Genomic DNA, 22,931 nt, shown 5'->3' with positions numbered 1-22,931 from the left:
GGTAAAGGTGTTACCTAAAATAGTGGTTAAGTTCTGAAACGCCGGGGTTTATACCGGGCTTGCTTTTCATTGGCAACTGCATCCATATAAGCAGAAGATTTTTGTATATTTATTAAAATAGCTGCCATGCGAACTACGGTTAGTTTTTTATCCTTTATTATACTATTGATGATACTTGGCTCCTGCAATGATGATAACCAGAGAAGTTATGTTCAATACTATCATCCAAAGCCGGGAGTAATGTTTGCAAGCAATTCCACCGCAGGTACTGCCCGGAACCCGGCACACGGGCAACCAGGTCACAGGTGCGATATAGCGGTAGGTGATCCATTGCCTGTTTCGGCGTCTTTACCCGCAACATCAAAAGATTTACCTGTTATACCACAACCTGCAGGTAACCTGGCAACACAAATTCCACCACCTATAATCTCCCAAAATAGCCTGACACCAGCGGCAGGAATAAATCCCGCGCATGGAAAACCAGGACACAGATGTGATATTGCTGTAGGGGCACCACTCAATTCCTCACCTGCTGCAACCAGTGCTATAACTACAACCTTGCCAACAGGCGCTCTTCCTAAATTAAACCCGGCTCATGGCCTGCCTGGACATAGATGTGATATTGCTGTAGGAGTTCCATTAAATGCACCGCCAGGTAAAACAAATCCTTCCACACCTGTTAAGCCGGCGGTAACAAAAACATTGTCCCGTGAAGATTCTTTAGCTATATGGAATTCATTGCCAATGGATAGTACAGGTGCCAGGTTAAACCCTGCTCATGGGCAAACCGGCCATGATTGTTCCATTGCTGTGGGCAAACCTCTTAAGCAACCAGGATAATCCCCCACTTTAAGGGTAGCACCATGTTTTGTCAGTATATTATGGCTACAAATCCTATCCTATTGATCCGTTTTTTCAAAAGCTTTATCCAAAGACCATGGACCACTGCCGATGACAAAGAAATAAAGCAGCAATACCAATACCACTACAGAGATAAGGGCTTCAGATAACGGTTTCAAAGTTTCAGAGAATTCTCCAAAAATAATGGCCCCCATTAAAATAGGTATCTGTATGATGCAGGCCATGCGCGTAAGCATACCTACAGCAAGGAGAAAACCTCCCATTATATGGGCAAAAACCACGTAGTGGCCTATCAATACTAACATGAAGGTGCTAAAAGGCATGCTACCTGTCAGTACGTTCATCAATTCACCCATGTGTGTAGCAAAGTTGATTCCCCTGAAGCAAAGAAAGACGCCCAGTGCTACACGCAAAATATCCAGCCATTTGGGATGGTGGTGTTCACCCCAGAATTCGAGGCGTTGTACGCTGTTCATATAGCTAAGTTTTAGGTTGGAAAAAAAGAACTAAAACAAAGCTACATTTATTCTATACATCCATTTATTGACCATGGTCAGTACTCAGGCTAAAAAACCTTCTGTTTCACAACCTATATATCAGGATTCATCTGCGCTTGGTCCATACATACCTGGAACAGGAATATCCAACAGGCGAAGGAATACGGATAATTGCCCCCTGTGGTGGATCATATGATTCATAGCTGCGGAACGTATTACGTTTATCTTCGGCAGTGTAAAAATCACATGTTCTCCATTGCGTAAGGTCCAGTTTTCCTGTAATTGCGCATCACTTGTTTTCTCCAGGGTTGAAAGCGCCTCCTGCACATTTTCATCCAGTTGCTGTAATAACTGCTCCCTGCTTTCAAAAACGTTTGCCTTGTATCCCCTTTTGCTGAAATCCAGTTCATCAGTGTTGATGCACATAGTGATCCATTTTGGCAATTCTGCCACATGAGAGGCCAGCCTTCCGAGCGCCATTGATTTCTGATGGGGCTTCCACTGCCATTGATCAAAGGGAACTTTTTCCAGTATCTTTTTTGTTTGTACTGCTTCCTGTTTGAGCTCAGCAATAATAGATTGATTCAACATATCAATTTGTTTAAGTGTGCTTATTTATTTCATCCAAATGTCCTTCGAATTTACGGGTCAGCTCTTCGGGATGTTCAATATCATGATGCGCATCTTTATGCTTTAGTATCTTATACAATTGTATCAGGGCAGTGACCAGGAAAATGCCACCGATCACCCAGTTTAATATATTCTGGTTGCTGCTGATGCGGTCTGCTATGATCCTTCCACCAAAAATAAAAACACAGTTCCCTAACAAAGTTCCAAGGCCGATACCTACTATATATGTATTGTAATGGCTGTTACGCGGCAATAGAATATTCTTGGTAAATAGTACGGTGCTCCATCCAAACCAGAATGGTATCTGCACCGGGTTCACTGCACTCATAGTCAAACCCAGGAAGTAAGGATGCAAAGAAGTATTCAGAATCGGGCTTTTGTGCACCCCCGGGTGCATGGCTGTATAGAAGCTGGAAACAGCGAGGGCCAGCACTATAACCAGTGTCACCCATTCCAGCGCCTTTAATATTTTCTGCTGCTTGCGCACCCAATCCATGGCTACCAGTGATAGCCTCACATAAATGATCTCTGCTGTGAGTGAACCCAAGGAAAAGAAAAGTGCAGCTTTTACAGTTTCTGCAATGGCTATCTGCATAGCTGCAATATTCAGCGTGCCCAGTGGAAGGGAACCCAGGAAGCTTATAAATAGACCTGTAAAAAAAATACGTACCAGCTTTTGCATATCCAGGTGCTTAATTTCGAAAATACCATTTATCCTTTTTTCAATTACTGATCTTTATTAAACCAGTATCTCCCTGTCATATTGTTCCAGCAATTTCAGGTGTCTTTTAGCTTCCTTTAAAAAATCCCATCCTCTCTTAAAAGACCAGTAAGGCAAACCATGATCTTTATTGTACCGCGATATTTCATATAGCACCTTCCAGTGTTTAATGAATTCTGCGTTAGCCTGCCATAAACTGTACCCCGCATTATATACATGGTTAGGTTCTGCCCCGCTGCCATTAAATTCAAGGATACTAAAATGCACTCCTTTTTTCAGATCCTCAACCGACCTGCATTTTATGTCGTACCGGCCATAATAAAACTGTGTGGGATGACTGAGTGCATCAAACACCTTCAACAGGTCTGCGTCTATTAAATGTTTTAAATTGGTGAACCTTGCTCCCCTATTCAGGTTAGCCGCATGGGTCAATATATACCTTTCTCCTTCAGGCAACACCCTGTCCAGTGATTCAATATGCTTGATACGCATTTCTTCCAGCCTGTGCCTTGCTTTATCATGGGCAACTATCAATTCCCAAATGGTGCTGCTGCCATCACCGGTGATATCCATTAACTCCTTTTGTATAAAGCCCGTGATCACCCCTTTTTCCTGGTTGGGATACCTGTAATAAAATACACTAACCTCCAGCGGATACTCCACCAGTTCCTGTACGATGTATTCCATAGGTATCATCCTGTGGTATTTTTCAAGGGCTGCTTCGTTATCTATCTTCCTGAACAAAAGACCTTTCATGCCTACATCCGGCTTAACTATAAATGGATAGGTAAAACCATTTTCCTGTATGCGGTGCTTCACTGAAGGAAATAGTTCTCCGGGTTGAATATAAATGGTCTTTGGATAGGTGTTCAAAGGCAGCAGTTCATACATTTCCTTTTTGCCCTCCCCTTCAAAGCCGCCGAATGTAATAGTAGGATTAGAAGAAGAAAAAAACCATAGCGATCCCGAACGCAGGCAATACCATGCCCATACAGGACTGATAAAAAGATAGCGAAGTGCAAAAGGCCATAACTCCCAGTTGGACCATTTTTCCCAAAATCCTTTCCAATTCATAGTAAGCCTTCAAAAATAAACACATATTGTTACCGGTATCTATTTTCATTACCATAAAGCTTCATAGCTTATTTTTGAAGCGAAGAAAAATTATAGCATGCAGGTAAGAACAATGGCCGAACTTTTTGCTTCCGGTGAAACACCGGAGATATTATTTTGGGTAGGATGTGCCGGTAGCTTTGACCAGAGAGCTCAAAAAATAACTAAGGCTTTTGCCACTATTTTAAATAAAGTGGAGATCAACTATGCCATCCTGGGAAAAGAAGAAATGTGCACCGGGGATCCTGCAAGAAGAGCTGGCAATGAATTCCTCTTCCAGATGATGGCCTACCAGAATATTCAAACCCTGAATAACTATGGCATTAAAAAGATCGTGACTACCTGTCCTCATTGCTTTAATATTTTCAAGAACGAATATCCCGAATTGGGAGGCACCTATGAGGTCATGCATCATACTACCTTTTTACAACAACTAATAGATGAAGGTAAGATACGGCTGAAAGACTCAGGTACATTCAAAGGTAGAAAGATCACCTACCATGATAGTTGCTACCTGGGGAGGGCCAATGGGGTTTATGAAGCACCCAGGAAAGTGCTGGAAGCGCTGGATGCCGAACTGGTGGAAATGAAACGTTGTGGTAAACAAGGCTTTTGCTGTGGTGCCGGTGGTGCACAGATGTTCAAAGAAGAAGAACCAGGCAACACAAGGGTTAACTGGGAACGAGCCAATGAAGCTATTGACACAGGCTCTCAAATTGTAGCATCTGCATGTCCTTTTTGCAATACCATGCTCACAGATGGTGTAAAGGCGGCTGAAAAAGAAGCCGATGTGCGGGTGATGGATATTGCCGAACTGGTGGCGGCTTCTCTCCAATAAGCTCACAGTGCATTACCATACATTTTCATCCAGGTGAACCATTGAAGTAGGCAGCAATAACAATTAATTTAAGAAAACAGCCCGCTTGAGTCTTTCAGTCAGATCCATATCATTGTTCCAGTTTAAGAACTACTTTCAGCAGGAATTTCAATTCACTGAGCGTATCATAGGTATCTGCGGACGTAATGGTGTGGGTAAGACTAATCTTTTAGATGCCATTCACTATCTCTGTTTTACTAAAAGCTATTTTACACGCCAGGACAGTAACAATATCCTCCAGGGCCAGGAAGGTTTCAGAATTGAAGGTCACCTGCAGTTAAATGAAAAGCAGGAAAAAGCGGTCTGCATTCTCCGGGAGACCGGGAAGAAAGAATTTTCCGTGAACGATGAACTCTATACGAAGTTCTCCAAACACATTGGTCGCTATCCCTGTGTCATCATTGCACCGGATGATATCCAATTGATCATTGGAGGCAGCGAGGAAAGAAGGAAATTCATAGACACCCTGCTTTCCCAATTAGACCATGACTACCTGCAAAGCCTGATAGATTACACCAAGATACTGCAACAAAGGAATTCTTTCCTGCGCTCCTATAACGATAGTTATACAAAAGACATCACTGTCCTTGATATCCTTGATGAACAACTCGCTAAAGAAGGAGATCACATTTTCGAAAAGAGGCGCGAATTTCTTTTAAGGTTCCTGCCCATGGTGAAGCAATTGTACAATGATATTTGCCAGCGCTACGAGGACATTAACCTGTTTTATGAAACAGAGCTGCATCATGTGAGCATGCAGGAATTACTAAAACATAACCGACAAAAGGACCTGATGATCCAGAGGTCCTCCGGGGGAATACATAAAGACGACTTATTTTTCAAATTAAGTGAACAGGCATTTAGAAGCATTGCATCCCAGGGTCAACGCAAAAGCCTGTTATTTGCCTTGAAGCTGGCAGAAATGGAGATCATTAAAGAAGAAAAGCACCTGTCGCCCCTATTGTTACTGGATGATGTTTTTGAAAAGTTGGATGAAGAACGTATTACTAACTTGTTGCAAAGAGTTTGCGCTGACGAGGAAACTCAAATATTCATAACAGATACCAATTGCACCAGGCTGCAGGTGCAACTGGAAACGCTGGGACAACCCCTCCAGATGATAGAATTATAAAGAAATCAATAGGCTACCGGCTTGCCTTTTCTTTTCCTTTATATGACAACAGGTACATTTCCAGGCTAACGTTGCCTTATATCCATTTCAAAAAAATGCCATAAAATATGGTTCAGACATTTCAACCCCTATCTTTGCCGTCCTCAAATCCGAAACCTTCGGGAGGGGTAAATAAATAACTTAAGACTGCAATATGAATTCTTACGTTTATCTGGTTCCCGTTATGGGATTAATTGGTTTGCTCTACACCTTGTGGAAATTTGCCTGGGTAAGTAAACAGGAAGCTGGCACGGACCGAATGAAAGAGATCGCAAATTACATTGCCGAAGGTGCTATGGCATTTCTCAGGGCAGAGTGGAAGATCCTTACTTATTTCGGAATTATTGTGGCCATATTATTAGGCTATATGGGAAGCAGGAATGCAGAATCACATTGGTTCATAGCAGTGGCTTTTCTTATCGGTGCGTTCTTTAGTGCACTTGCCGGTTATATTGGAATGCGTGCTGCCACTAAAGCCAATGTAAGAACCGCACATGCTGCCCGCACTTCTTTATCTAAAGCATTGAATGTGTCCTTTACGGGCGGTGCTGTAATGGGTATGGGTGTAGCAGGATTAGCGGTCCTGGGCCTTGGAGGCTTATTTATAGTATTGATCAAATGGTTTGCTCCGGATGCCCTGTCAACAGGTCATGAAGTAACCCGCGCCATAGAAGTACTTACAGGATTTTCATTAGGAGCTGAAAGTATTGCCCTTTTTGCCCGTGTGGGTGGAGGTATCTATACAAAGGCTGCTGATGTGGGTGCTGACCTGGTAGGAAAGGTGGAAGCCGGTATTCCTGAAGACGATCCCCGCAATCCCGCCACCATTGCAGATAATGTGGGTGATAACGTAGGTGACGTTGCAGGTATGGGTGCTGACCTTTTTGGTTCTTATGTAGCTACCGTATTAGCTACCATCGTATTGGGCCACGAGGTGACTGACAATGCCGGTACTGCACTTAACGATACTTTCAATGGCTACTCCCCTATATTATTGCCTATGCTCATTGCTGGCGTAGGTATCATATTCTCTATCATCGGTACCTTCTTCGTACGCATTTCAGATAACGCGGGTATCAGTACCAGCGTGGTTCAGAAAGCCCTGAATATGGGTAACTGGGGTTCTATCATTTTATCAGCCATTGCTTCATTTTTCCTGGTAAGCTTCCTGCTGCCTGACGGTGACATGTACCTCAGGGGTTTTGCATTTACCAAAATGAATGTATTCGGATCTATCGCCGTTGGCCTTGTAGTGGGTACCTTAATGAGTATCATCACAGAGTATTATACTGCTATGGGCAAACGCCCTGTGAACAGTATTGTACGCCAGTCAGGCACCGGTCATGCTACCAATGTTATTGGTGGTTTAGCGGTAGGTATGGAATCTACCTTCCTGCCTATCCTGGTTTTAGCAGGCGGTATTTATGGCTCTTATGCTTTTGCCGGTTTGTACGGTGTGGCCATTGCTGCTGCGGGTATGATGTCAACAACTGCCATGCAGCTTGCTATCGATGCATTTGGACCAATTGCAGATAACGCTGGTGGTATAGCCGAAATGAGCGAACTGCCAAAAGAAGTACGTGAAAAAACAGATACCCTGGATGCAGTAGGTAACACCACTGCAGCAACAGGAAAAGGATTTGCCATTGCCTCTGCTGCCTTAACAGCACTGGCCTTGTTTGCAGCCTATGTTGGTGTGATCAATGCCAACGGTTTTAAAATGGATGGTATCAATATTTACAATGCTAATGTATTGGCCAGCCTGTTTGTAGGTGGAATGATCCCCTTCATCTTCTCTTCCCTGGCTATCCGTGCGGTTGGCGAGGCCGCCATGGCTATGGTGGAAGAAGTGCGCCGCCAGTTTCGCGATATTCCGGGCATTATGGAAGGAAAAGGAAAACCTGAGTACGATAAGTGCGTTGCCATCTCCACGGAAGCATCCATCAAAAAAATGATGCTGCCGGGTGCCATCGCTATCATTTCTCCATTGATCATTGGTTTTCTGCTTGGACCGGAAGCTTTAGGCGGGTTCCTGGCAGGTGCAACTGTTTGTGGCGTATTGATGGGTATGTTCCAGAACAATGCAGGTGGCGCCTGGGACAATGCCAAGAAAAGCTTTGAAAAAGGGGTAGATATCAATGGCCAGAAATATTTTAAAGGCTCTGATCCACATAAGGCCTCAGTGACAGGAGATACGGTTGGAGATCCATTTAAAGATACTTCAGGCCCATCCATGAACATCCTGATCAAACTTATGTCCATTGTATCCCTGGTAATTGCTCCTACCCTTGCCTCGGTTTTCAAAGAAAAAAATAATTCTGAAACCGGTGCAGCGAAATGGAAGACTGAACAGTCTATAAAAGTAACTGCCTCAAAATCAGTAACAGCAAATACAATTCATTTAAGATAGTTCTGCTTTGTGAGAGACAAAAAAAGTTCCCCCGGTCTGCTTCGGGGGACTTTTATTTTAAGCCCTTCCCTATTGGAAAGGGTTTTTTCTTTATAGAAATTAAGGTTCAGGCTTTTGATGTTGCTTTTATTGGATGAGCTTTACTTTAAACCCATTTATTGCTGGTGAGCACCCGTAGTACTCATTAATTTATAGAGTTTTTCCACATCCTCAGGTTTACAAAGTTCTGTGCCTGGGTTCAAGGTAGCCGCTGTGCCACAGGCCACCCCATACTTCATGGCTTCCTTTAAGTCCATACCCCTGGACAAACTTAAGATAACACCGGCTACCATGCTGTCTCCGGCACCTACCGTGCTCAGGCGTTTTACCACCGGGGGTATCACCTGTATTACCTCATCTTTTGTGATTAACCGTGCCCCCGCCGATCCAAGAGAAACGATAATGGCCTGGCAACAATCCCTGCCAATGATCTCTTTGGCTATTTCATCCACCGATTCGTGCGATACTTCCTCCTTGCCTACAAGGGAGCTCAGTTCTCCAAGGTTAGGCTTTAATAGAAATACCCCCTTGTCCACAGCCTTTTTCAGGGCTTCCCCGGAAGTATCCACAATTAATTTAGCCTTGATCTTACGGGCTATATCGGCTATCCATCCAAAAATATCGTCCGGCATTCCCGGCGGCAGGCTGCCACTGGCAATGATGTATTCAGCTCCGGAATTTTCAATATCAGTCAAAAGCTGGCGCCACTCTTCTTCCAGCACCTCAGAACCAGGCATACCAAAGCGGTATTGCAGGCTGGTAGACCTGTCAAACACGATCAAGTTCTCACGGGTATGAGATTTTGTCGGTACAGCATGCATGGTAACCCCTTCCCGGGCCATCAATTCATTCAAAAACTTACCGGAATACCCTCCGGCCGGGTAAACAGCCAAAGCTTCTCCCCCCAGCTTTTTGATAGCCCTTGCCACATTGATGCCACCACCACCAGGTTCAAACCTGGGTGCAGCGCACTTAAGCTTTTTTTCAGGCATCAGGGCAGCTATTGAGGTGCTTTTGTCTATCGTTGGGTTAAACGTGACTGTTATGATCTTTGACATACCTCAAAGCTACCCTACCCCTATGAGAAAGCAATGCGCTGTTGATCTAATAAATGCAGCGATCAGGTATTCCCGGGTAAGCAGTCACCAGTTGCACTTTCTTCCTCCCCTAAAATTTGCCAAAGGCAACCATTTCCCAACGATATCCTATGGATCAGCCATAGATGTCCCGGGGATATCCCGACTCTATAAGAGTCGGCTTATCGTCGGCTTATCCTCGGGATATCCTCGGGATATCTTCGGGATATCCTGCTCTTTCCATGGACTGGGTGAGGGTAAATAAACAGAATAGAGAAAGGGTATCCTATTGTAGTGATTTTCGTTTATTAGTGGAGGGATTAAAATGGGTTTAACTTTTAAGGTTGACTATGGGTTTGGTTCCCTGGTAAATTATATGTTATTTGTTTTTCAAGCCACCTTATTTTAGGGTTGGGGAATTGAGCATGCAAGCCCTGCTTACTTAAAAACCAGCCATTATTTGAATGCTGTCAAAGAAAAATAGTGATTGTGAAAGTGCCCTGGACAGTCCTTGGAACAAGAGGAAATAGAATGGGACGGATGATTGGCGCAATGCGCAATAAAAATAGCGCAGTGGAAAAGTGATGAAAGTGAGCTAATTAAAAAAATATACATTGCGTATAATTGCTTAAATACTAAGCGTTGCCTGCAATGCTGACACAAGCATTCATTTAGTTCCGTCAGACAGAAAGAACATTTCATGGAGTTTGTTTGGATGATACCACTTTACATCATAATACCACTGACAGGTATCATTCTTCTGTTTAAAGGATTTAACGCCGACAAAGGACACGGACGGAAAAGAATTGGTTTGGGTTTTATCCTCTTATCACTTCCTTTTCTTCATGCGTTCATGGTGGACAGGATTGAAGCAAGTAATGAAAAATCATTGATTGGCAGCTATGCCCTTGAAAGCTCCGGGCAAGTGGTGCTCAACCTTCACCCGGACAAGACGTTTGAACTTGCAAAACTTGACAGCGTAAAAACTTTCGGCAAAGGCACCTGGCAGTACCGCAGGTGGGACATAGACGAAGTTGACCTCACATTTGCCGACAGTAATCAACTATCCTTTGAAGTGTTCTTTACTGACAAAGGCAAAACTTTGCAAAACTCTTTTTGGACAGGAACAAGTTCAAAATTTGTAAAACTGGTTTCCATCAAAAACGAAAAATGACAGCCCCAACAAAAAGCACATGCAGGCAACATCGGTTCCTATGTAAAGAGATAGCTGGTTGTTCTCATAAAGTTACGTTGACTTTCAAGGGTTTTCCAAATATTATGGTGTTGCTGGCTTTTGGTGTTGCACAATAGTATTCCTGGCAGCTGATAAAACAATTAATCCGTTTCCCTTTTGATTACTTTTCTTTCTCAGTTGTTACTTATTTTATCATCTTACTACCTTTGTCTCAGCATCCTATAAGCAGTCGGCCCTGGGGTCGCTGCAGGCATTTGTAAAAGAAAAGGAAGTGGCGCTGTATGCTTTGCGAAGCAATATACTTTTACGCATCTGCAACCGATGTTTTACAGTCGCCACTTTTGTAAATAGTTTTTCTCTCTGCATAGTATTAAGATCCTTAGGTAATAAGATTATGTATCAGGTCTACGGCTTCAGTAGTTCATACCGTTCACCTGTTTTGATCACATGGTAGATCCTGCTTAAAGTCTTTGCAGCCAGCTTGATAATTAATTTTTTGTGATCACATCCCTTTCTCTCTTCGTAATAGACCATCAGGGAAGGATCCTGCTTAGCTGCTACCCAGGCTCCTTCCACAAGGTAGCTTCTAAGGAGGCGCTTGCTTCTGTAGGTAATGCCACGGCTGTAGGTTTTTTCTCCACTGCTATGCAGGGAAGGCACCAGTCCAATATAGCTGCTCAGGTGGTCAATGTTTCTAAACCTCCTGATGTCACCTACTTCTGCCAGCATTCCAATGGCTGTCAAAGGACCAATGCCTGGAACGCTTCTGAGCAGGTAATAATCTTTTTTAAAGTGCTTGCGTGCATAGCTCCTTAATTCATTTCCTACATGCAGGTACTGTTTGCGAAGGAAAAGGTATTCTTCCAGCCTGCTTTTCATGGCTTCGGTGGCCGGAGCATAAGACCATCTTTGTTTGTACACCCACTGGATCATGTCCTTACTCCAGTTGATGTTGTCATATTTTTCTGGTAATACAATTCCATAGTACAAGAGCATGGACTTAATATGACATTTAATACGCCTGAGGCTTTTGACCAGGTCATTACGTCTGCGGAACAAACTGCGGAACTGTTCCTGCTTATGAGTGGGGATATAAATACTTTTCAGTCTTCCTGCCTCGAGTTCTCTTGCCAGGTGAGCACTGTCTACCTTGTCTGTTTTTGTGGTTACTTGTTTATTACCCCTTGCGATGTCTCCTGGATTGACCACCAGCACCTGCCAACCAGCAGCAGTAAGGGAATGATAGATATGATAGCCGCAGCAGCAACATTCATAACAACACTGTACCTGGTGATGCGGGAAATGCCTTGCCACGTAGCCAATCAGAAGATCGGCATCTGCGTCAATGGTGAACCGTTTAAGTATGAGATGATCTTCCTGAATGGTTACTGCCCAAGTTTTTTTGTGGACGTCTAAACCAATAAAGAGTTGTTTCATAACTTACCTCCGAATTTTAAAAGGGTAAGCTACTCTTTTACATATATGCTTTGTGCTATGGCGGCTGGATGAACAAAGGCTCAACTGAAGTTTTTTAAATAAGCGACATATCTTTATTCACGGCTGACGAACCACGGAATGCCGCCACAGGCACAAAGCCGTCACCGTTAGCAGATATTAGTAACAACTAGAATGGACATTCGACATTCCCAAGGAGAAGAAGGTGAACAGGCAGTAAATACGATTGCTTTTCATACTTATTTAAAGTACTGGTGTTATCCAAACCCAAAGGATGAACGAGGTTCAAAAAAAGAAATTTGTGACCTACTAATTCTTTTCACGATGAGTCACCGCAGCAGTAGATAAAACTTTAAGATATCCAGCGCGGGACTCATCGCCGGAATTACTTTTACCTTTTATTATATTTTGTTAGTTTTTTTAAGAAACTGATCGATGCAGTTATCCTAGAATAGAATATGCTGTAATTCTGCCACTTACTACAAATGGAGCCAAAGGGGTTACGGGATTTTATGGTATATTGTACGAGTGAAGAAAAGATTGCGGAACACAGATAGCCGATGAGTCCCGCATGAGAGGCTCCAAGAAGCAGGCTACTAAAGCGGTGACTCATCGGGGAAGAAATGAATGCCAGTACTGCATAAAGCTGTTAACCGTTACAAGCAATGCCCAGCCTGAATTTTTGAAGAACAATTAATGACATCGAACAATCTTGCAAATCATCCTAATCGACATCAACGGCGACTTTTTCGTTGGGCCATAGTGGCAGACTGCCTTGTTGCAACTGCACTTATAGTAAACTATTTCCGATTGGACATATTTGGCATTGTTCCAGGCTATGCACCGCACAATTTTTCGTTCAACATAGTATTCTTTATTCCTACTGTTCTGACATCTGCACTGATTTCATATTTTGTCGCTGGGAAAGTATTGCTCAATTGGCGTTATTTTCCGAGCCAGAGCATTAAATTATTGACCTTGTTGATGACAGCACCAATTCCAATACTGCTGTTAGTTCAGATACTCCGCATTTTACAGGTGCAATAACCACATTAGCTATGCCTACAAAAGCAGCTTTAAGCAATTCGGCTTGCTTGCAAAGGCTGAACAAAATACCTTTATGCAGCTTTGGTGCAATATTGTGGCCCAGTATCAATGAACGCCGCAACTTCTTAAAGCTAAAAAACGTTGTTGTATACAATCCAAAACCTAACTGCTAATGGTGAGATTATTTTTCTTCTTTATAGCTCTTCATCTGGTCTTTCTCTGTTCAGCCCAAAAGAATTGGCAATCGATTAACCACAAGAATGGTTTTCATCTTCTACTTCCCGCTTATTTCAAGCCGGGTCTTCTTGTTGCATCTGGAACACTTCAGTATTACGACAACACGTTGGATAGTGCACTATTGGTGACTGTAGAAACATTCGGCAAAGGAACGAGGGCAGCATTGCAACAGGAGTACAAAGATCAATTACAAAGAAATAGTGTGACTTATTCTGTCTTAAAGTCAAAGTGGTTTGTGGTGAGCGGCACAGACGATGAAGGTGTGTTTTATTTGAAAACAATCATTTCGGATAAACTGATGCATCACCTGCGCATTAGTTTCCCACCTGAAAAGAAACCTGAGGCAGATAAATTCCTCGGTAAGATGGCGGCATCCTTTCACTAACGATTGCACACAACATCAGATTTCTTAAACCAAGGCTGACAAACAAACGATAAACCCAATATCTTTATTAGCTATAGAACAGAAGTGAAGCAGAAGAAACACAGAATATCTTGGCTTCAGAAATCTGTTCTACGTTAGCACTCATTTTATGAGACCGTTCCTATTGATAATTTTTCTTGTGACGCTCATTGCTGGACACAGCCAAACGCCAACATTGCCGACTTGGTTTTCTGATGCTATAAAGAGTAAAGGACTGGACAAGAAGTACGACATTTCTTCATTTCTCAAACCTTCGTTTCTGCAAGCAGATTTCAGCGGTGATGCCACGCAGGACATTGCTGTTCTGGTGATTGAGAAAGGAACTAAAAGAAAAGGCATTCTTCTGATTCATGGCAGGACAAGAGAACACTTTCTGTTTGGTGCAGGAACTGCATTTGGCAGTGGCGACAAAGATTTCAAGTGGGCTGACAAGTGGAAAATTTACACAAAAAAGACCGCTTATGAGACCCAATTTGACAAAGAAAGCGGTGACATATTAGGCAGCAAAGAAATCAAATTGGCAAGACCTGGTATTATCATAGAAGATTATGAGGATGGAGCAGCTCTTGCAGGTGGTATCATTTACTGGAACGGCAAAAAGTATATCTGGATACACCAAGGCGAATGAAAACGTGTGATAACGCAGGCTTTTAGCAATACGGGCGGAGGAATATGTTTTCAGCGAAAGAATAGCTATTTTACTTTTGCAATTAAGTGAGGCAGCAGAAGCACGGAATGCCCGTACTGCTTAAAGCCTCGTTCCGTTAGCAGTGACTTTATGAGAACCCTAACTGCAATCATTTTATTCATACTAGCAAGCCATCAAAGCTCTGGACAAGATATTTCCAACCAAATAACTTATGATGCCATGAGACGGTGGCAGGACACAGGGACACTTATTTACTTGCGATCTGAACTCTCTTTTTCTGAAGCACAAAATGTCATAATAACGGGCAAGTTGTCTGGAGGAGATCAAGAGACCAAGATGAATAAACTCTTTCTTACAAAAGCCGATAATGAAATTGTACTACAAAAACTCAAAAGTCGCCATCGAGCGCAATGGAAAGACAGTTTGTTTGAAAACTCGAAAGGACTTCTTAGAGACACACTTCAAGCCATTCTTTATGACAGACAAAGGGGATGGCCGTATTTCCATAAAAATGTGGGCAAAGGGTATTTTCAATTTAGCGAACCTATTTTCATACGTAATGGCAGGTACGCGCTTCTGACTTTAATCCACATGGTGGGAGATTCGGCTGGATACAACCTATTGTTCGTTTATAAGAAGGAGGGCGCTGACTGGAAGAGATATATAATGATGCCTCTGGGAGCTTGGTAAAAACCTCTGCTAACATGGGCTTCAAGCAATATGGGCAGAAGAATATATTTTGAACAAAACAATTTCTATTTTGCTTTGGGATAAAGGGTGAAACAGCAGTATTCCAAATTCCCATACTGCTTAAATCCCCTTCCCGTTGGCGGTCAGCTTCAACGACACACTACACGACTTTGAAAAGTAAACGACTAATCATAACGACAGTTGCCTTCTTTCTGTTGGTTAATACGACTTATTATTGGGAAGGGAAACTCGGACTGTTTGCGTTTCCAGCTTTTCTTCTATTGGCTGCAGTGTTTTTCGGACTTGCTATTGTTCTACTGCGACAAATTTATTTCGTTATTAAAGAACGTTTTAAACAAAAAAGCAGGTTTATAAATATTGGACTGTTGACAGCAGTTTTATTATTGACATTCTATAAACCATTCGGACTTGTTGACTTTGACAAACTTGAAGGAAACGATGTTCTTGTAGCTCAACGTGAAGGAGCAGCTAATTGTATGACAATTCTAAAACTAAAACACAATTTCACATTCACCGAGAGAAAGGTTTGTTTTGGTGTGACAGAAACTAAAGGGACATTTAGAGTTCAAAACGATACCATTTATTTTGACAACATTAAACTTGGAAGACACGAAGACCACTTTTACGAGTTCGCAGTCATTAAGCCGACAAAATTCGACAACTCCAAATTTCTTGGTGACATAATAAGATATAGAGACATAACCGACACAGTTGGACACGAACTTTGGATTACTAAAAATGAGTTGAAGACCTTGAAAAACGAAAGCCGAACCGCCAACAAGGGTATCCTATGTAAAGAGATAGCTGGTTGTTCTCATAAAGTTACGTTGACTTTCAAGGGTTTTCCAAATATTCTGGTGTTGCTGGCTTTCGTTGCTGCACAGTAGTTTTCCTTACAGCTGATAATACCTTCAATCCGTTTTTCAAAACTTACCTCCGAATTTAAGAAGGTAGGCTTCACTTTTACATGAATGCTTGCACCAATGCTTTCTGAAAAGCAAGTTTTCAGCTTTGGACTTTCTATAATACATTTGGTCAAAGGCAAAGTTTAGGTGCAACCACTGAACAAAGCTTTTTCACTTTAGACGCAACTTATGAAGTGCTCCAAAGCTATAACGTTATTGCTCTTTCTGTCTGCTACTTTCAGTTCACAGCTAATTTGTCAAGTGCTACCAGGTGCTGATACGCTTGTTAATAAAATAGGTCAGTCATCTGGAAGAATTGATAAGGATTCTTCTCTTTCATGTTTTTACACTGGACTTCTTAGTCAAAGGGGTGTAGGTTTTCTTGCTTTTTACGTAAAGTCTGACTCAGTTTATAAAGTAGTGAGGTTAGACCAAGATGATAGAGGCACACAGATGACGGTTTACTATTATAATAATTCCACCCCCATACTTATTTTGGTGAAGCATAATGACTTCAATTTATCACACGATATAAAGCAGTACCCGGAAGCGTTGCTTTCCTTTACTGACAAAGAAGATACCAGGGATTTGTCAAATAAAGTCATGTATAAAACTCATTATCAGGCAAGTTATTATATAAATCAACGAAAGGTCTATTACTCAAACATTATTAGCAACGACCCAAAGATGCTTAGGCATAGAAAAGATAAAGATGATGCCTTACTATTAATTCTTGAGGCAGAATATATCGTGGGACAGTTCAAAAGTGGAAGCAATAGTTTCATAAGAATTCAAGGTGGCTAACACCCATGTTGCCGAGCATACAGGCTGTGAATTATCTTTAAAGTGTAAACCGCTATTTAAAGACAGAACTAGGCTGTAGCTGGTGTAGTACAGGCTACCTGCACTGCGGGAAAACCTTCAGCGTTAGCGTTAATCTAACAGGAGTTACAACAAGCTAAGATGTTATTTTGAAATGGTAATAAAAGGAAAATTTAGAACATTTGGTTATTGGCTAACAGTTATTTCATTGATTGGCGGCATATCTGCTATTATCTATTTTTTGGTTTTCGGATTTCACAATACTACTCTTGCTGGCCTTATTTTATTTCTTGTAGCGCTTATAATTTTGTTAGGAGGCTTTGGGCGTCTATTCTTTGACTCTAACTTTTTAGTCATTGACACGGAAAATGAAACAATAACCTTTACTAATCAACTTACAAGAAAACGAAGCACTTTTCACTTTGACTATTTCGACGGCAAACTTATCTCCTTAGAACCAATTAAAGGCGGCAATGCTCGAAACTTGTACTTGGTGAAAGACAAAAAAGCAGTGAAAAAAATCACAGACTTTATGTATTCCAACCATAGGCAAATTGAGGATGCATTGCAACCTGTAAAAGATTTAGGGACATTTAAATACTCCTACATAAAAACGTGGAAAATCTCTTTAGGATTTCCAATTCTTGACTGAAACCGGCAGCCAGTAACATGTGTATAGTAAAAAAGCGTTTGAAGTGCTATATTGGACAATAAAATATAATTCAATTTCTGTGCTAAGCCAGCGTAACGGAACATACAAATTTGCTTCTTTGCCAAGAACCGGATTATTAAGATATTCTCCATGGAAACTTTAATATTTCAACCATTAATTGATTATTTAGCCAGAGTGCCTGCTATTCTATCACCCATTGGAACAGGTATTGGCGATGATGGTCTTTGGTGGGTAAAGTTCCAAATTGATATTGTTAACCCTCTTTCCTGGCATGTTGTTCAAGAATTTGGCTGTGTAATCAACTATCTGTCTTTAAATGAGCGTCTTCCCACTTTGTTTTACCCTGTTTCGCCTGCTCCTTATTTGAATGGTGGACCAGGCGAATACTTATCATGGGTGATCGAATCGAAAGACAAGGAATTTACACCAGCTATATTAAGACAATGGCTGGAAGGCAGATTGCCGAATCCTGTAGACCAATTGAGCGAATGGAATCTTGGCTGAAGAACGTGCTTTAATAGTAGCTTCTGGTTGAAAAGCAGCAGGCAACAGTGTGCATTGGCAAAAACACTGACAAACATACGCTAAACTTTATATCTTTATTTGGCATCGGCTTTAGCATCGTCAGGCGAATATCAAATCCCCTATTTTCACCAATGCTATAACGTTAGGCTGTAATTGCAAGTCAGACCATCTCTAACTATGACAAAGGATAAAATCAAGAATCTTATAGACTTTATACCTCTAATTATCTTGACAGTTTATACAATAGTTCTGATATGGACTGTATCAACAACAACCATAATTTTCTCCTACGAACATTATATTGGCCTGGTAATGCTGACTGTAACATATATACTTTTTGTATGGCGACACAAACCTGGAGTATTAGCACTCGGTTTAACATTAACTCTCGGACTATTTAAAGTGGTTTCATATTCAGCCATCATCAGCTATTACTCAATCGGAGGTTCTTTGAATGGACATTCTTCAGGTGATATAAAAATTCAAGGAATATTTCTTTTATGGCTTGCAATTCATCTGACAATTTCAGGTCGACACTACGTAGGAATTTTGTCAAACAAATATTGGCGAGATTTATTTGACACTTTTAAACACACAAAGGTTAACGAACAGCAATAAAGCAATAGAGATCAGCAACTTTGAAATCATTAGCGTGTGGAAATTGCTTCTGTTTTCATCTTAATTAAATGAATATACTTTTTATAGTATTTTTCACTTTCTGCTTGTTATCTTGTAATAGTTCCCAAAGTTTACATCTCGATGATGTCCTGAAGAGTGACTGTTTTTGGGATATTACTGGTGATAAAGAAGTTATCGGCGAACTTAACTCTTGTTATAAGTTTCTCCCTAATGGCCAATGTTTTTTTTATTATTACAATTTCCGTAATCATAAAAGAACAGATTCTGTATACAGATATGATGATTTTGATGTTATAGTTCCAGATGCCTGGTCCGCAAAAGGAGACACATTAGTAATTGCCCGAGGAACTTATTTCAAGGTCGTAGCCTTTTCTAAAGACTCTGTTTTAGTTGAAACTCCGGTAGACACAATGGTGTTTCGAAAAAACTGTCATACGATTAAAGAAGGAAAAATGTTTTAGTGTACACCTTTTTATTTTCGATATACATGTTCATTTTCCATTCACCTTTTACCATTTCGTAGGATGCGTCAAGACTGTATGAAGAAGCAGATGGAATGTTTGTAGGCCGCTTCGTGGTATACTTTATAGATTTGAACTTCTCACCTTTTTCATTTGTGACTTTTTCCGGATAGATCCATTCGATTGCCACAGCAATATCTACTGTATCTTTTGCTTTGATCATATATACTACTCCGAAATTAGCCTTTGGCGCTACTTCAATGGTATCAGTAACTTTTACAATCTCGAGATCTTTTAGCCAGCCGTGTGTTCCAGTGGGGGTGTTTTGTACATTTTCAACTGTTCCATCTACTACATGAGCAAGACCATGATCCAATTCTATAAATTCTAATGTGCCAAATGTCTTGGAAAAAACAGTAGTTTGAGCAAACGAAGAATGGATGAATAAAAATGTTGCCAAGAGAGCCACTAATTTCATAATAGTTAGTTTTCCCAAATATATAGTTATAAACTTCTATCTAAAAGATTCTTCCAAGATTTATGCTAATAATCAGTTCTAAAGTAAAGCAACCCCTAACAATAGGTTCGCACCAGTGCTGGCTGAGAAGCACACAATGAAGCTTATATTTATACTTCCTGTTTATTCTACTTTAAGAATAAACAAAGATTTTGTGAAGTGACACATTATAAATCCGCGAGTACCTTACAAGAGACTCCCTGAATAAGAAAATTGCGCATTTGAAGACCATAAGTGGCGATTTACTTCAATTCTATTATTAATGATCTTTCATTGTAACAATCCAAGCGCCTCCAGCATGGAGCTGACCGATTACATCGCCATCGTTACTGCCTGTAGATCCTACCATCACGTAACTTCCGTTGGCACGTTGAAAAACAGCTCGAGCTATGTCGCCGCTTGATCCACCGAGTGTCCGTTGCCATTGTTTGTTTCCCCTCTGATCCAACTTTACCACCCAAGCGTCTTCGCCACCGTGATTACCGCTTACGTCACCATCATTACTTGAAGTAAAACCTGCCAACACATAACCACCATCCCGCGTAGGTGTAATAAAATAGGCCATATCCCCATCCGATCCGCCGAGGGTTTTTTGCCATAAAATCTTTCCTTCTTTATCTATATTGACAGTCCAAGCATCATCATCACCATGGTTGGCGCCCACATCACCGTCATAGTTACTCCTTGTATCTCCCGCTATTGTATAGCTGTTATCCATGCCCTGGATAATAGAATTAATTCTATCACTACTGCTACCCCCAAATGCTTTGTTCCATAAGAGGTTCCCATCTTTGTTTAGTCTTACCACCCACCCGTCTATATTTCCAATGTTCATCCCCCAACCAACATGGTAACCGGTTATGTCACCGTCATTGCTGTTGGTCCAGCCCGCCATAATATAGCCTCCTTCTGAAGTTTCAATAATAGATTGAGATCCTTCACTACCTGTTCCACCGAATGTTTTTTGCCATTGCTTATTTCCAGTTCTATCGAGCTTCACCACCCAAGCATCCGTGTTTCCGTGGTTATTGCTAACATCTCCTTCTTTACTAGCTGTTTGACCAGCCATTATATAGCCCCCATCAGAAGTTTCTGCAATTGAAAATGCAGCATCGCTGGCAGTGCCTCCTAGTATGCTTTTCTTTTCCCGATGAGTCACCGCAGCAGCAGATAAAACTTTAAGATATCCAGCGCGGAACTCATCGCCGGAATTACTTTTACCTTTTATTATATTTTGTTAGTTTTTTTAAGAAACTGATCGATGCAGTTATCCTAGAATAGAATATGCTGTAATTCTGCCACTTACTACAAATGGAGCCAAAGGGGTTACAGGGATTTTATGGTGTATTGTACGAGTGAAGAAAAGATTGCGGAACACAGATAGCCCATGAGTCCCGCATGAGAGGCTCCAAGAAGCAGGCTACTAAAGCGGTGACTCATCGGGGAAGAAAAGAAAGAAATACTTTGAGAAAAGCAAAGCAGCTAACACGAATATTTGTGAAATAGTTCCTGCTATACTAACTTTCTGTAATAAAAACTGTTTAAATTAACGCCAGGCTAAGGTGAAGCTACAGACTACAAGCAATCCACAAACGCTTCGGGCGTTAACCGCAATTATGAAAGACATCTTCCTTTTATTGCTACCCATATCAATGTTCGCTTGTAACTTTCCCTCGAATGATGAAAAGGGCTGGGAACTAACACAATCCATCAAATATGAAAATGCTCTTGATAATGTAGGTCGTATTATTGAAACTAAGGAATCAATTTACCTCTATTCTGATGGTCAGGAATTTGCAAATAAGTTATCTGGTTTAACCTATTACAAATATGACTCAACTGGCCATCAAATTGCTAAAATGCATTTCGATATTGATAATGGCGGAAGAAAAGTATTGTGGAGGGAAGTCAATGATTATTATAATGAAAAAGGATTACTGAAGGCACATGCCCAAAAAAAATATGGATTGCTACTAGATTCAATCATTAAAAGCTATGATGATTCCGGAAAATTAAAAATAGAAGCTATCATTAGCATAAGAAACCGCCCAGGTAATTCTCAGGAGGCTGCCAGGCTTATTTCTCAAAGAACAGCATTATATGACACTAGTTTTCTTTATCATGTTTATGACAATCAAGGCATATTGACAATGCAAAAGATGCTTGACAACAATTCTAAATTGTTATCTACCATCCATTACATTTATTTTGACAATCAGTTAGATCATTCTTACAGTGTTTCTAATAGCAATGACACTTTAAACAAATTATTTTATGAATATGAAAATAATGGAACCATAAAAGAAACAACTGTGATTACCGGGAAGGACTTTACTTCAACAACATGGAAGAAAGGTGATAAATTAATCAAAGAATTATCCTATGGGACAGGCTATAGATCAATGTGGAAATACTTATACGACAACAAAGGCGACCTTATTGAAGAACGTATCTACTATAAACTCTAAACATGGGCTTAACAGAACCAGGACTAATGAATATAAATTGACCGAAATATCTACAATCGACTAGTTAACTGTAACCTGGTAGTTGGATACGTAACACTGCCATTTCAAAACTGTTTCTAATTGCCTGTAATTTTATTTGACCTTGCAACCATTTAAGCTTACCATATTTAGACAATCTAGAGTTCTGTTCGGACTTTTTCTTTTGCCATTTGCTTTTATAGGGCTGCTTCTTTTAGGATTTCAAATAGGCAGTTCTATTTTGGGATTGTTTTTTTTCGTTATTTATTTATTGCTTTATTATTATTTCACCGTTGGACACCTGACTATTTCTATTAAAAATGAGCATTTGCATTTTACATGGAAAAAGAAAGTTGTGTTTAATTACAAACAAGTGGATGACTTGCCCCTTGCCAACATCAGAACTATAGTCATAGACAACGGACGTTTTCTGCGAAAGCTTATAACGGATAATAAAACTGTTTTTATTAACACCACCAAAGTCGATCCAAATGATAATTTAAAGCTTATACACTTCTTACAAACGTTTGCAAAAAACAATAATATAAGAGTCATAAGTAGTTGGCGTAATTGGGCTGACAACGGATATTTGAAAACAGCTTATAAAATAAACATTGCTTCAATAGTTATTGCCTTTATAATAGTTTGCCTATTTATAGCTCGTAAAGGTTTTTCATCCTGGCAATTATCCGTTTTCCTGCTTTTTATTCCACAACTTTTTTTGTATGGACAACAAATGAATCTGGAGATGAAAGAAGATAACAGCAAATAGAAAAAATTACTGCCAACA

The 22,931-nt window shown here is 40.9% G+C and carries 22 protein-coding genes; 14 read left to right on the top strand and 8 right to left on the bottom strand.

What is annotated here, in order from left to right; translation table 11 throughout:
* Nucleotides 1–126 precede the first annotated feature (126 nt).
* Nucleotides 127–840, top strand: coding sequence for a hypothetical protein (locus BUA53_RS12845; RefSeq protein ID WP_072835786.1), 714 nt, complete (start codon nucleotides 127–129; stop codon nucleotides 838–840).
* A 59-nt stretch (nucleotides 841–899) separates the two neighbouring features.
* On the opposite strand, the gene BUA53_RS12840 is transcribed toward BUA53_RS12845, so the two are convergent.
* The 4 genes from BUA53_RS12840 to BUA53_RS12825 all read right to left on the bottom strand — a co-directional run bounded on the left by BUA53_RS12840 (nucleotide 900) and on the right by BUA53_RS12825 (nucleotide 3,783).
* Nucleotides 900–1,337, bottom strand: coding sequence for a DoxX family protein (locus tag BUA53_RS12840; protein ID WP_072835785.1), 438 nt, complete (start codon nucleotides 1,335–1,337; stop codon nucleotides 900–902).
* A 120-nt stretch (nucleotides 1,338–1,457) separates the two neighbouring features.
* Nucleotides 1,458–1,949 (bottom strand): DinB family protein, encoded by a 492-nt coding sequence (locus tag BUA53_RS12835; protein WP_072835784.1) that lies wholly within the window; start codon nucleotides 1,947–1,949, stop codon nucleotides 1,458–1,460.
* A 10-nt stretch (nucleotides 1,950–1,959) separates the two neighbouring features.
* Nucleotides 1,960–2,670, bottom strand: a complete 711-nt coding sequence (locus BUA53_RS12830; RefSeq protein WP_072835783.1) for a LysE family translocator — start codon at nucleotides 2,668–2,670, stop codon at nucleotides 1,960–1,962.
* Between the two features lie 57 nt (nucleotides 2,671–2,727).
* A complete protein-coding gene (locus BUA53_RS12825; protein WP_072835782.1) occupies nucleotides 2,728–3,783 on the bottom strand; it encodes an ATP-grasp domain-containing protein in 1,056 nt (351 codons plus the stop codon).
* Nucleotides 3,784–3,880: 97 nt separating this feature from the next.
* On the opposite strand from BUA53_RS12825, the gene BUA53_RS12820 reads away from it, so the two are divergent.
* The 3 genes from BUA53_RS12820 to BUA53_RS12810 all read left to right on the top strand — a co-directional run bounded on the left by BUA53_RS12820 (nucleotide 3,881) and on the right by BUA53_RS12810 (nucleotide 8,280).
* Nucleotides 3,881–4,660 carry a (Fe-S)-binding protein gene (locus BUA53_RS12820; RefSeq protein ID WP_072835781.1) on the top strand — a complete coding sequence of 260 codons (780 nt, stop codon included), beginning with the start codon at nucleotides 3,881–3,883 and terminating at the stop codon, nucleotides 4,658–4,660.
* 85 nt (nucleotides 4,661–4,745) lie between these two features.
* Nucleotides 4,746–5,831, top strand: a complete 1,086-nt coding sequence (gene recF / locus BUA53_RS12815; RefSeq protein WP_072835780.1) for a DNA replication/repair protein RecF — start codon at nucleotides 4,746–4,748, stop codon at nucleotides 5,829–5,831.
* 193 nt (nucleotides 5,832–6,024) lie between these two features.
* Nucleotides 6,025–8,280: a sodium-translocating pyrophosphatase gene (locus tag BUA53_RS12810; RefSeq protein WP_072835779.1), complete on the top strand. Its 2,256-nt coding sequence runs from the start codon at nucleotides 6,025–6,027 to the stop codon at nucleotides 8,278–8,280.
* Between the two features lie 155 nt (nucleotides 8,281–8,435).
* Here BUA53_RS12810 and BUA53_RS12805 read toward each other — a convergent pair whose 3' ends face one another.
* Nucleotides 8,436–9,377 carry a 1-phosphofructokinase family hexose kinase gene (locus BUA53_RS12805; protein WP_072835778.1) on the bottom strand — a complete coding sequence of 314 codons (942 nt, stop codon included), beginning with the start codon at nucleotides 9,375–9,377 and terminating at the stop codon, nucleotides 8,436–8,438.
* Nucleotides 9,378–10,095: 718 nt separating this feature from the next.
* Here BUA53_RS12805 and BUA53_RS12800 point away from each other — a divergent pair.
* Complete coding sequence (locus tag BUA53_RS12800) at nucleotides 10,096–10,569, top strand: hypothetical protein (RefSeq protein WP_072835777.1); 474 nt, start codon at nucleotides 10,096–10,098, stop codon at nucleotides 10,567–10,569.
* Nucleotides 10,570–10,995: 426 nt separating this feature from the next.
* On the opposite strand, the gene BUA53_RS12795 is transcribed toward BUA53_RS12800, so the two are convergent.
* Nucleotides 10,996–12,027: an IS110 family RNA-guided transposase gene (locus BUA53_RS12795; RefSeq protein WP_072835776.1), complete on the bottom strand. Its 1,032-nt coding sequence runs from the start codon at nucleotides 12,025–12,027 to the stop codon at nucleotides 10,996–10,998.
* Nucleotides 12,028–13,264: 1,237 nt separating this feature from the next.
* Here BUA53_RS12795 and BUA53_RS12785 point away from each other — a divergent pair.
* From BUA53_RS12785 to BUA53_RS12755, 7 genes are all read left to right on the top strand, one after another.
* Nucleotides 13,265–13,714, top strand: coding sequence for a hypothetical protein (locus BUA53_RS12785; RefSeq protein ID WP_072835774.1), 450 nt, complete (start codon nucleotides 13,265–13,267; stop codon nucleotides 13,712–13,714).
* Nucleotides 13,715–13,862: 148 nt separating this feature from the next.
* Complete coding sequence (locus BUA53_RS12780; protein WP_139256428.1) at nucleotides 13,863–14,381, top strand: hypothetical protein; 519 nt, start codon at nucleotides 13,863–13,865, stop codon at nucleotides 14,379–14,381.
* Between the two features lie 150 nt (nucleotides 14,382–14,531).
* Complete coding sequence (locus tag BUA53_RS12775) at nucleotides 14,532–15,092, top strand: hypothetical protein (protein ID WP_072835772.1); 561 nt, start codon at nucleotides 14,532–14,534, stop codon at nucleotides 15,090–15,092.
* A 170-nt stretch (nucleotides 15,093–15,262) separates the two neighbouring features.
* Nucleotides 15,263–16,000: a hypothetical protein gene (locus tag BUA53_RS12770; protein WP_072835771.1), complete on the top strand. Its 738-nt coding sequence runs from the start codon at nucleotides 15,263–15,265 to the stop codon at nucleotides 15,998–16,000.
* 207 nt (nucleotides 16,001–16,207) lie between these two features.
* Nucleotides 16,208–16,822, top strand: a complete 615-nt coding sequence (locus tag BUA53_RS12765) for a hypothetical protein (RefSeq protein WP_072835770.1) — start codon at nucleotides 16,208–16,210, stop codon at nucleotides 16,820–16,822.
* A gap of 172 nt (nucleotides 16,823–16,994) precedes the next feature.
* Complete coding sequence (locus BUA53_RS12760; RefSeq protein ID WP_072835769.1) at nucleotides 16,995–17,492, top strand: hypothetical protein; 498 nt, start codon at nucleotides 16,995–16,997, stop codon at nucleotides 17,490–17,492.
* A gap of 150 nt (nucleotides 17,493–17,642) precedes the next feature.
* The gene (locus tag BUA53_RS12755; protein WP_072835768.1) at nucleotides 17,643–18,017 is read left to right on the top strand and encodes a hypothetical protein; all 375 of its coding nucleotides are present in this window, start codon (nucleotides 17,643–17,645) and stop codon (nucleotides 18,015–18,017) included.
* A gap of 1,098 nt (nucleotides 18,018–19,115) precedes the next feature.
* On the opposite strand, the gene BUA53_RS12740 is transcribed toward BUA53_RS12755, so the two are convergent.
* The gene (locus BUA53_RS12740) at nucleotides 19,116–19,616 is read right to left on the bottom strand and encodes a DUF3859 domain-containing protein (protein WP_072835765.1); all 501 of its coding nucleotides are present in this window, start codon (nucleotides 19,614–19,616) and stop codon (nucleotides 19,116–19,118) included.
* Between the two features lie 298 nt (nucleotides 19,617–19,914).
* Nucleotides 19,915–20,814 (bottom strand): hypothetical protein, encoded by a 900-nt coding sequence (locus tag BUA53_RS12735; RefSeq protein ID WP_072835764.1) that lies wholly within the window; start codon nucleotides 20,812–20,814, stop codon nucleotides 19,915–19,917.
* Between the two features lie 457 nt (nucleotides 20,815–21,271).
* Between BUA53_RS12735 and BUA53_RS12730 the strand changes: the two genes are divergently transcribed.
* Nucleotides 21,272–22,123 carry a hypothetical protein gene (locus BUA53_RS12730; protein WP_072835763.1) on the top strand — a complete coding sequence of 284 codons (852 nt, stop codon included), beginning with the start codon at nucleotides 21,272–21,274 and terminating at the stop codon, nucleotides 22,121–22,123.
* A gap of 142 nt (nucleotides 22,124–22,265) precedes the next feature.
* Nucleotides 22,266–22,913 carry a hypothetical protein gene (locus BUA53_RS12725; RefSeq protein WP_072835762.1) on the top strand — a complete coding sequence of 216 codons (648 nt, stop codon included), beginning with the start codon at nucleotides 22,266–22,268 and terminating at the stop codon, nucleotides 22,911–22,913.
* The last annotated feature ends 18 nt before the right edge of the window (nucleotides 22,914–22,931 follow it).

The organism is Flavisolibacter ginsengisoli DSM 18119 (genome assembly GCF_900129295.1).
GTDB classification, from domain to species: Bacteria; Bacteroidota; Bacteroidia; order Chitinophagales; family Chitinophagaceae; genus Flavisolibacter; species Flavisolibacter ginsengisoli.
The sequence above is the reverse complement of the archived record's forward strand: the minus strand, read 5'-3'. Positions and strand labels throughout refer to the sequence as shown.

Bases quoted from the DNA above. Each gene is read 5' to 3' on its own strand.
- BUA53_RS12820 (WP_072835781.1), top strand. From the start codon at position 3,881: ATGCAGGTAAGAACAATGGCCGAACTTTTTGCTTCCGGTGAAACACCG.
- BUA53_RS12760 (WP_072835769.1), top strand. From the start codon at position 16,995: ATGGTAATAAAAGGAAAATTTAGAACATTTGGTTATTGGCTAACAGTT.
- BUA53_RS12805 (WP_072835778.1), bottom strand. From the start codon at position 9,377: ATGTCAAAGATCATAACAGTCACGTTTAACCCAACGATAGACAAAAGC.
- BUA53_RS12835 (WP_072835784.1), bottom strand. From the start codon at position 1,949: ATGTTGAATCAATCTATTATTGCTGAGCTCAAACAGGAAGCAGTACAA.
- BUA53_RS12775 (WP_072835772.1), top strand. From the start codon at position 14,532: ATGAGAACCCTAACTGCAATCATTTTATTCATACTAGCAAGCCATCAA.
- BUA53_RS12800 (WP_072835777.1), top strand. From the start codon at position 10,096: ATGGAGTTTGTTTGGATGATACCACTTTACATCATAATACCACTGACA.
- BUA53_RS12845 (WP_072835786.1), top strand. From the start codon at position 127: ATGCGAACTACGGTTAGTTTTTTATCCTTTATTATACTATTGATGATA.
- BUA53_RS12810 (WP_072835779.1), top strand. From the start codon at position 6,025: ATGAATTCTTACGTTTATCTGGTTCCCGTTATGGGATTAATTGGTTTG.
- BUA53_RS12795 (WP_072835776.1), bottom strand. From the start codon at position 12,027: ATGAAACAACTCTTTATTGGTTTAGACGTCCACAAAAAAACTTGGGCA.
- BUA53_RS12840 (WP_072835785.1), bottom strand. From the start codon at position 1,337: ATGAACAGCGTACAACGCCTCGAATTCTGGGGTGAACACCACCATCCC.
- BUA53_RS12780 (WP_139256428.1), top strand. From the start codon at position 13,863: ATGAGACCGTTCCTATTGATAATTTTTCTTGTGACGCTCATTGCTGGA.
- BUA53_RS12730 (WP_072835763.1), top strand. From the start codon at position 21,272: ATGAAAGACATCTTCCTTTTATTGCTACCCATATCAATGTTCGCTTGT.
- BUA53_RS12825 (WP_072835782.1), bottom strand. From the start codon at position 3,783: ATGAATTGGAAAGGATTTTGGGAAAAATGGTCCAACTGGGAGTTATGG.
- BUA53_RS12740 (WP_072835765.1), bottom strand. From the start codon at position 19,616: ATGAAATTAGTGGCTCTCTTGGCAACATTTTTATTCATCCATTCTTCG.
- BUA53_RS12755 (WP_072835768.1), top strand. From the start codon at position 17,643: ATGGAAACTTTAATATTTCAACCATTAATTGATTATTTAGCCAGAGTG.
- BUA53_RS12785 (WP_072835774.1), top strand. From the start codon at position 13,265: ATGGTGAGATTATTTTTCTTCTTTATAGCTCTTCATCTGGTCTTTCTC.
- BUA53_RS12830 (WP_072835783.1), bottom strand. From the start codon at position 2,670: ATGCAAAAGCTGGTACGTATTTTTTTTACAGGTCTATTTATAAGCTTC.
- BUA53_RS12765 (WP_072835770.1), top strand. From the start codon at position 16,208: ATGAAGTGCTCCAAAGCTATAACGTTATTGCTCTTTCTGTCTGCTACT.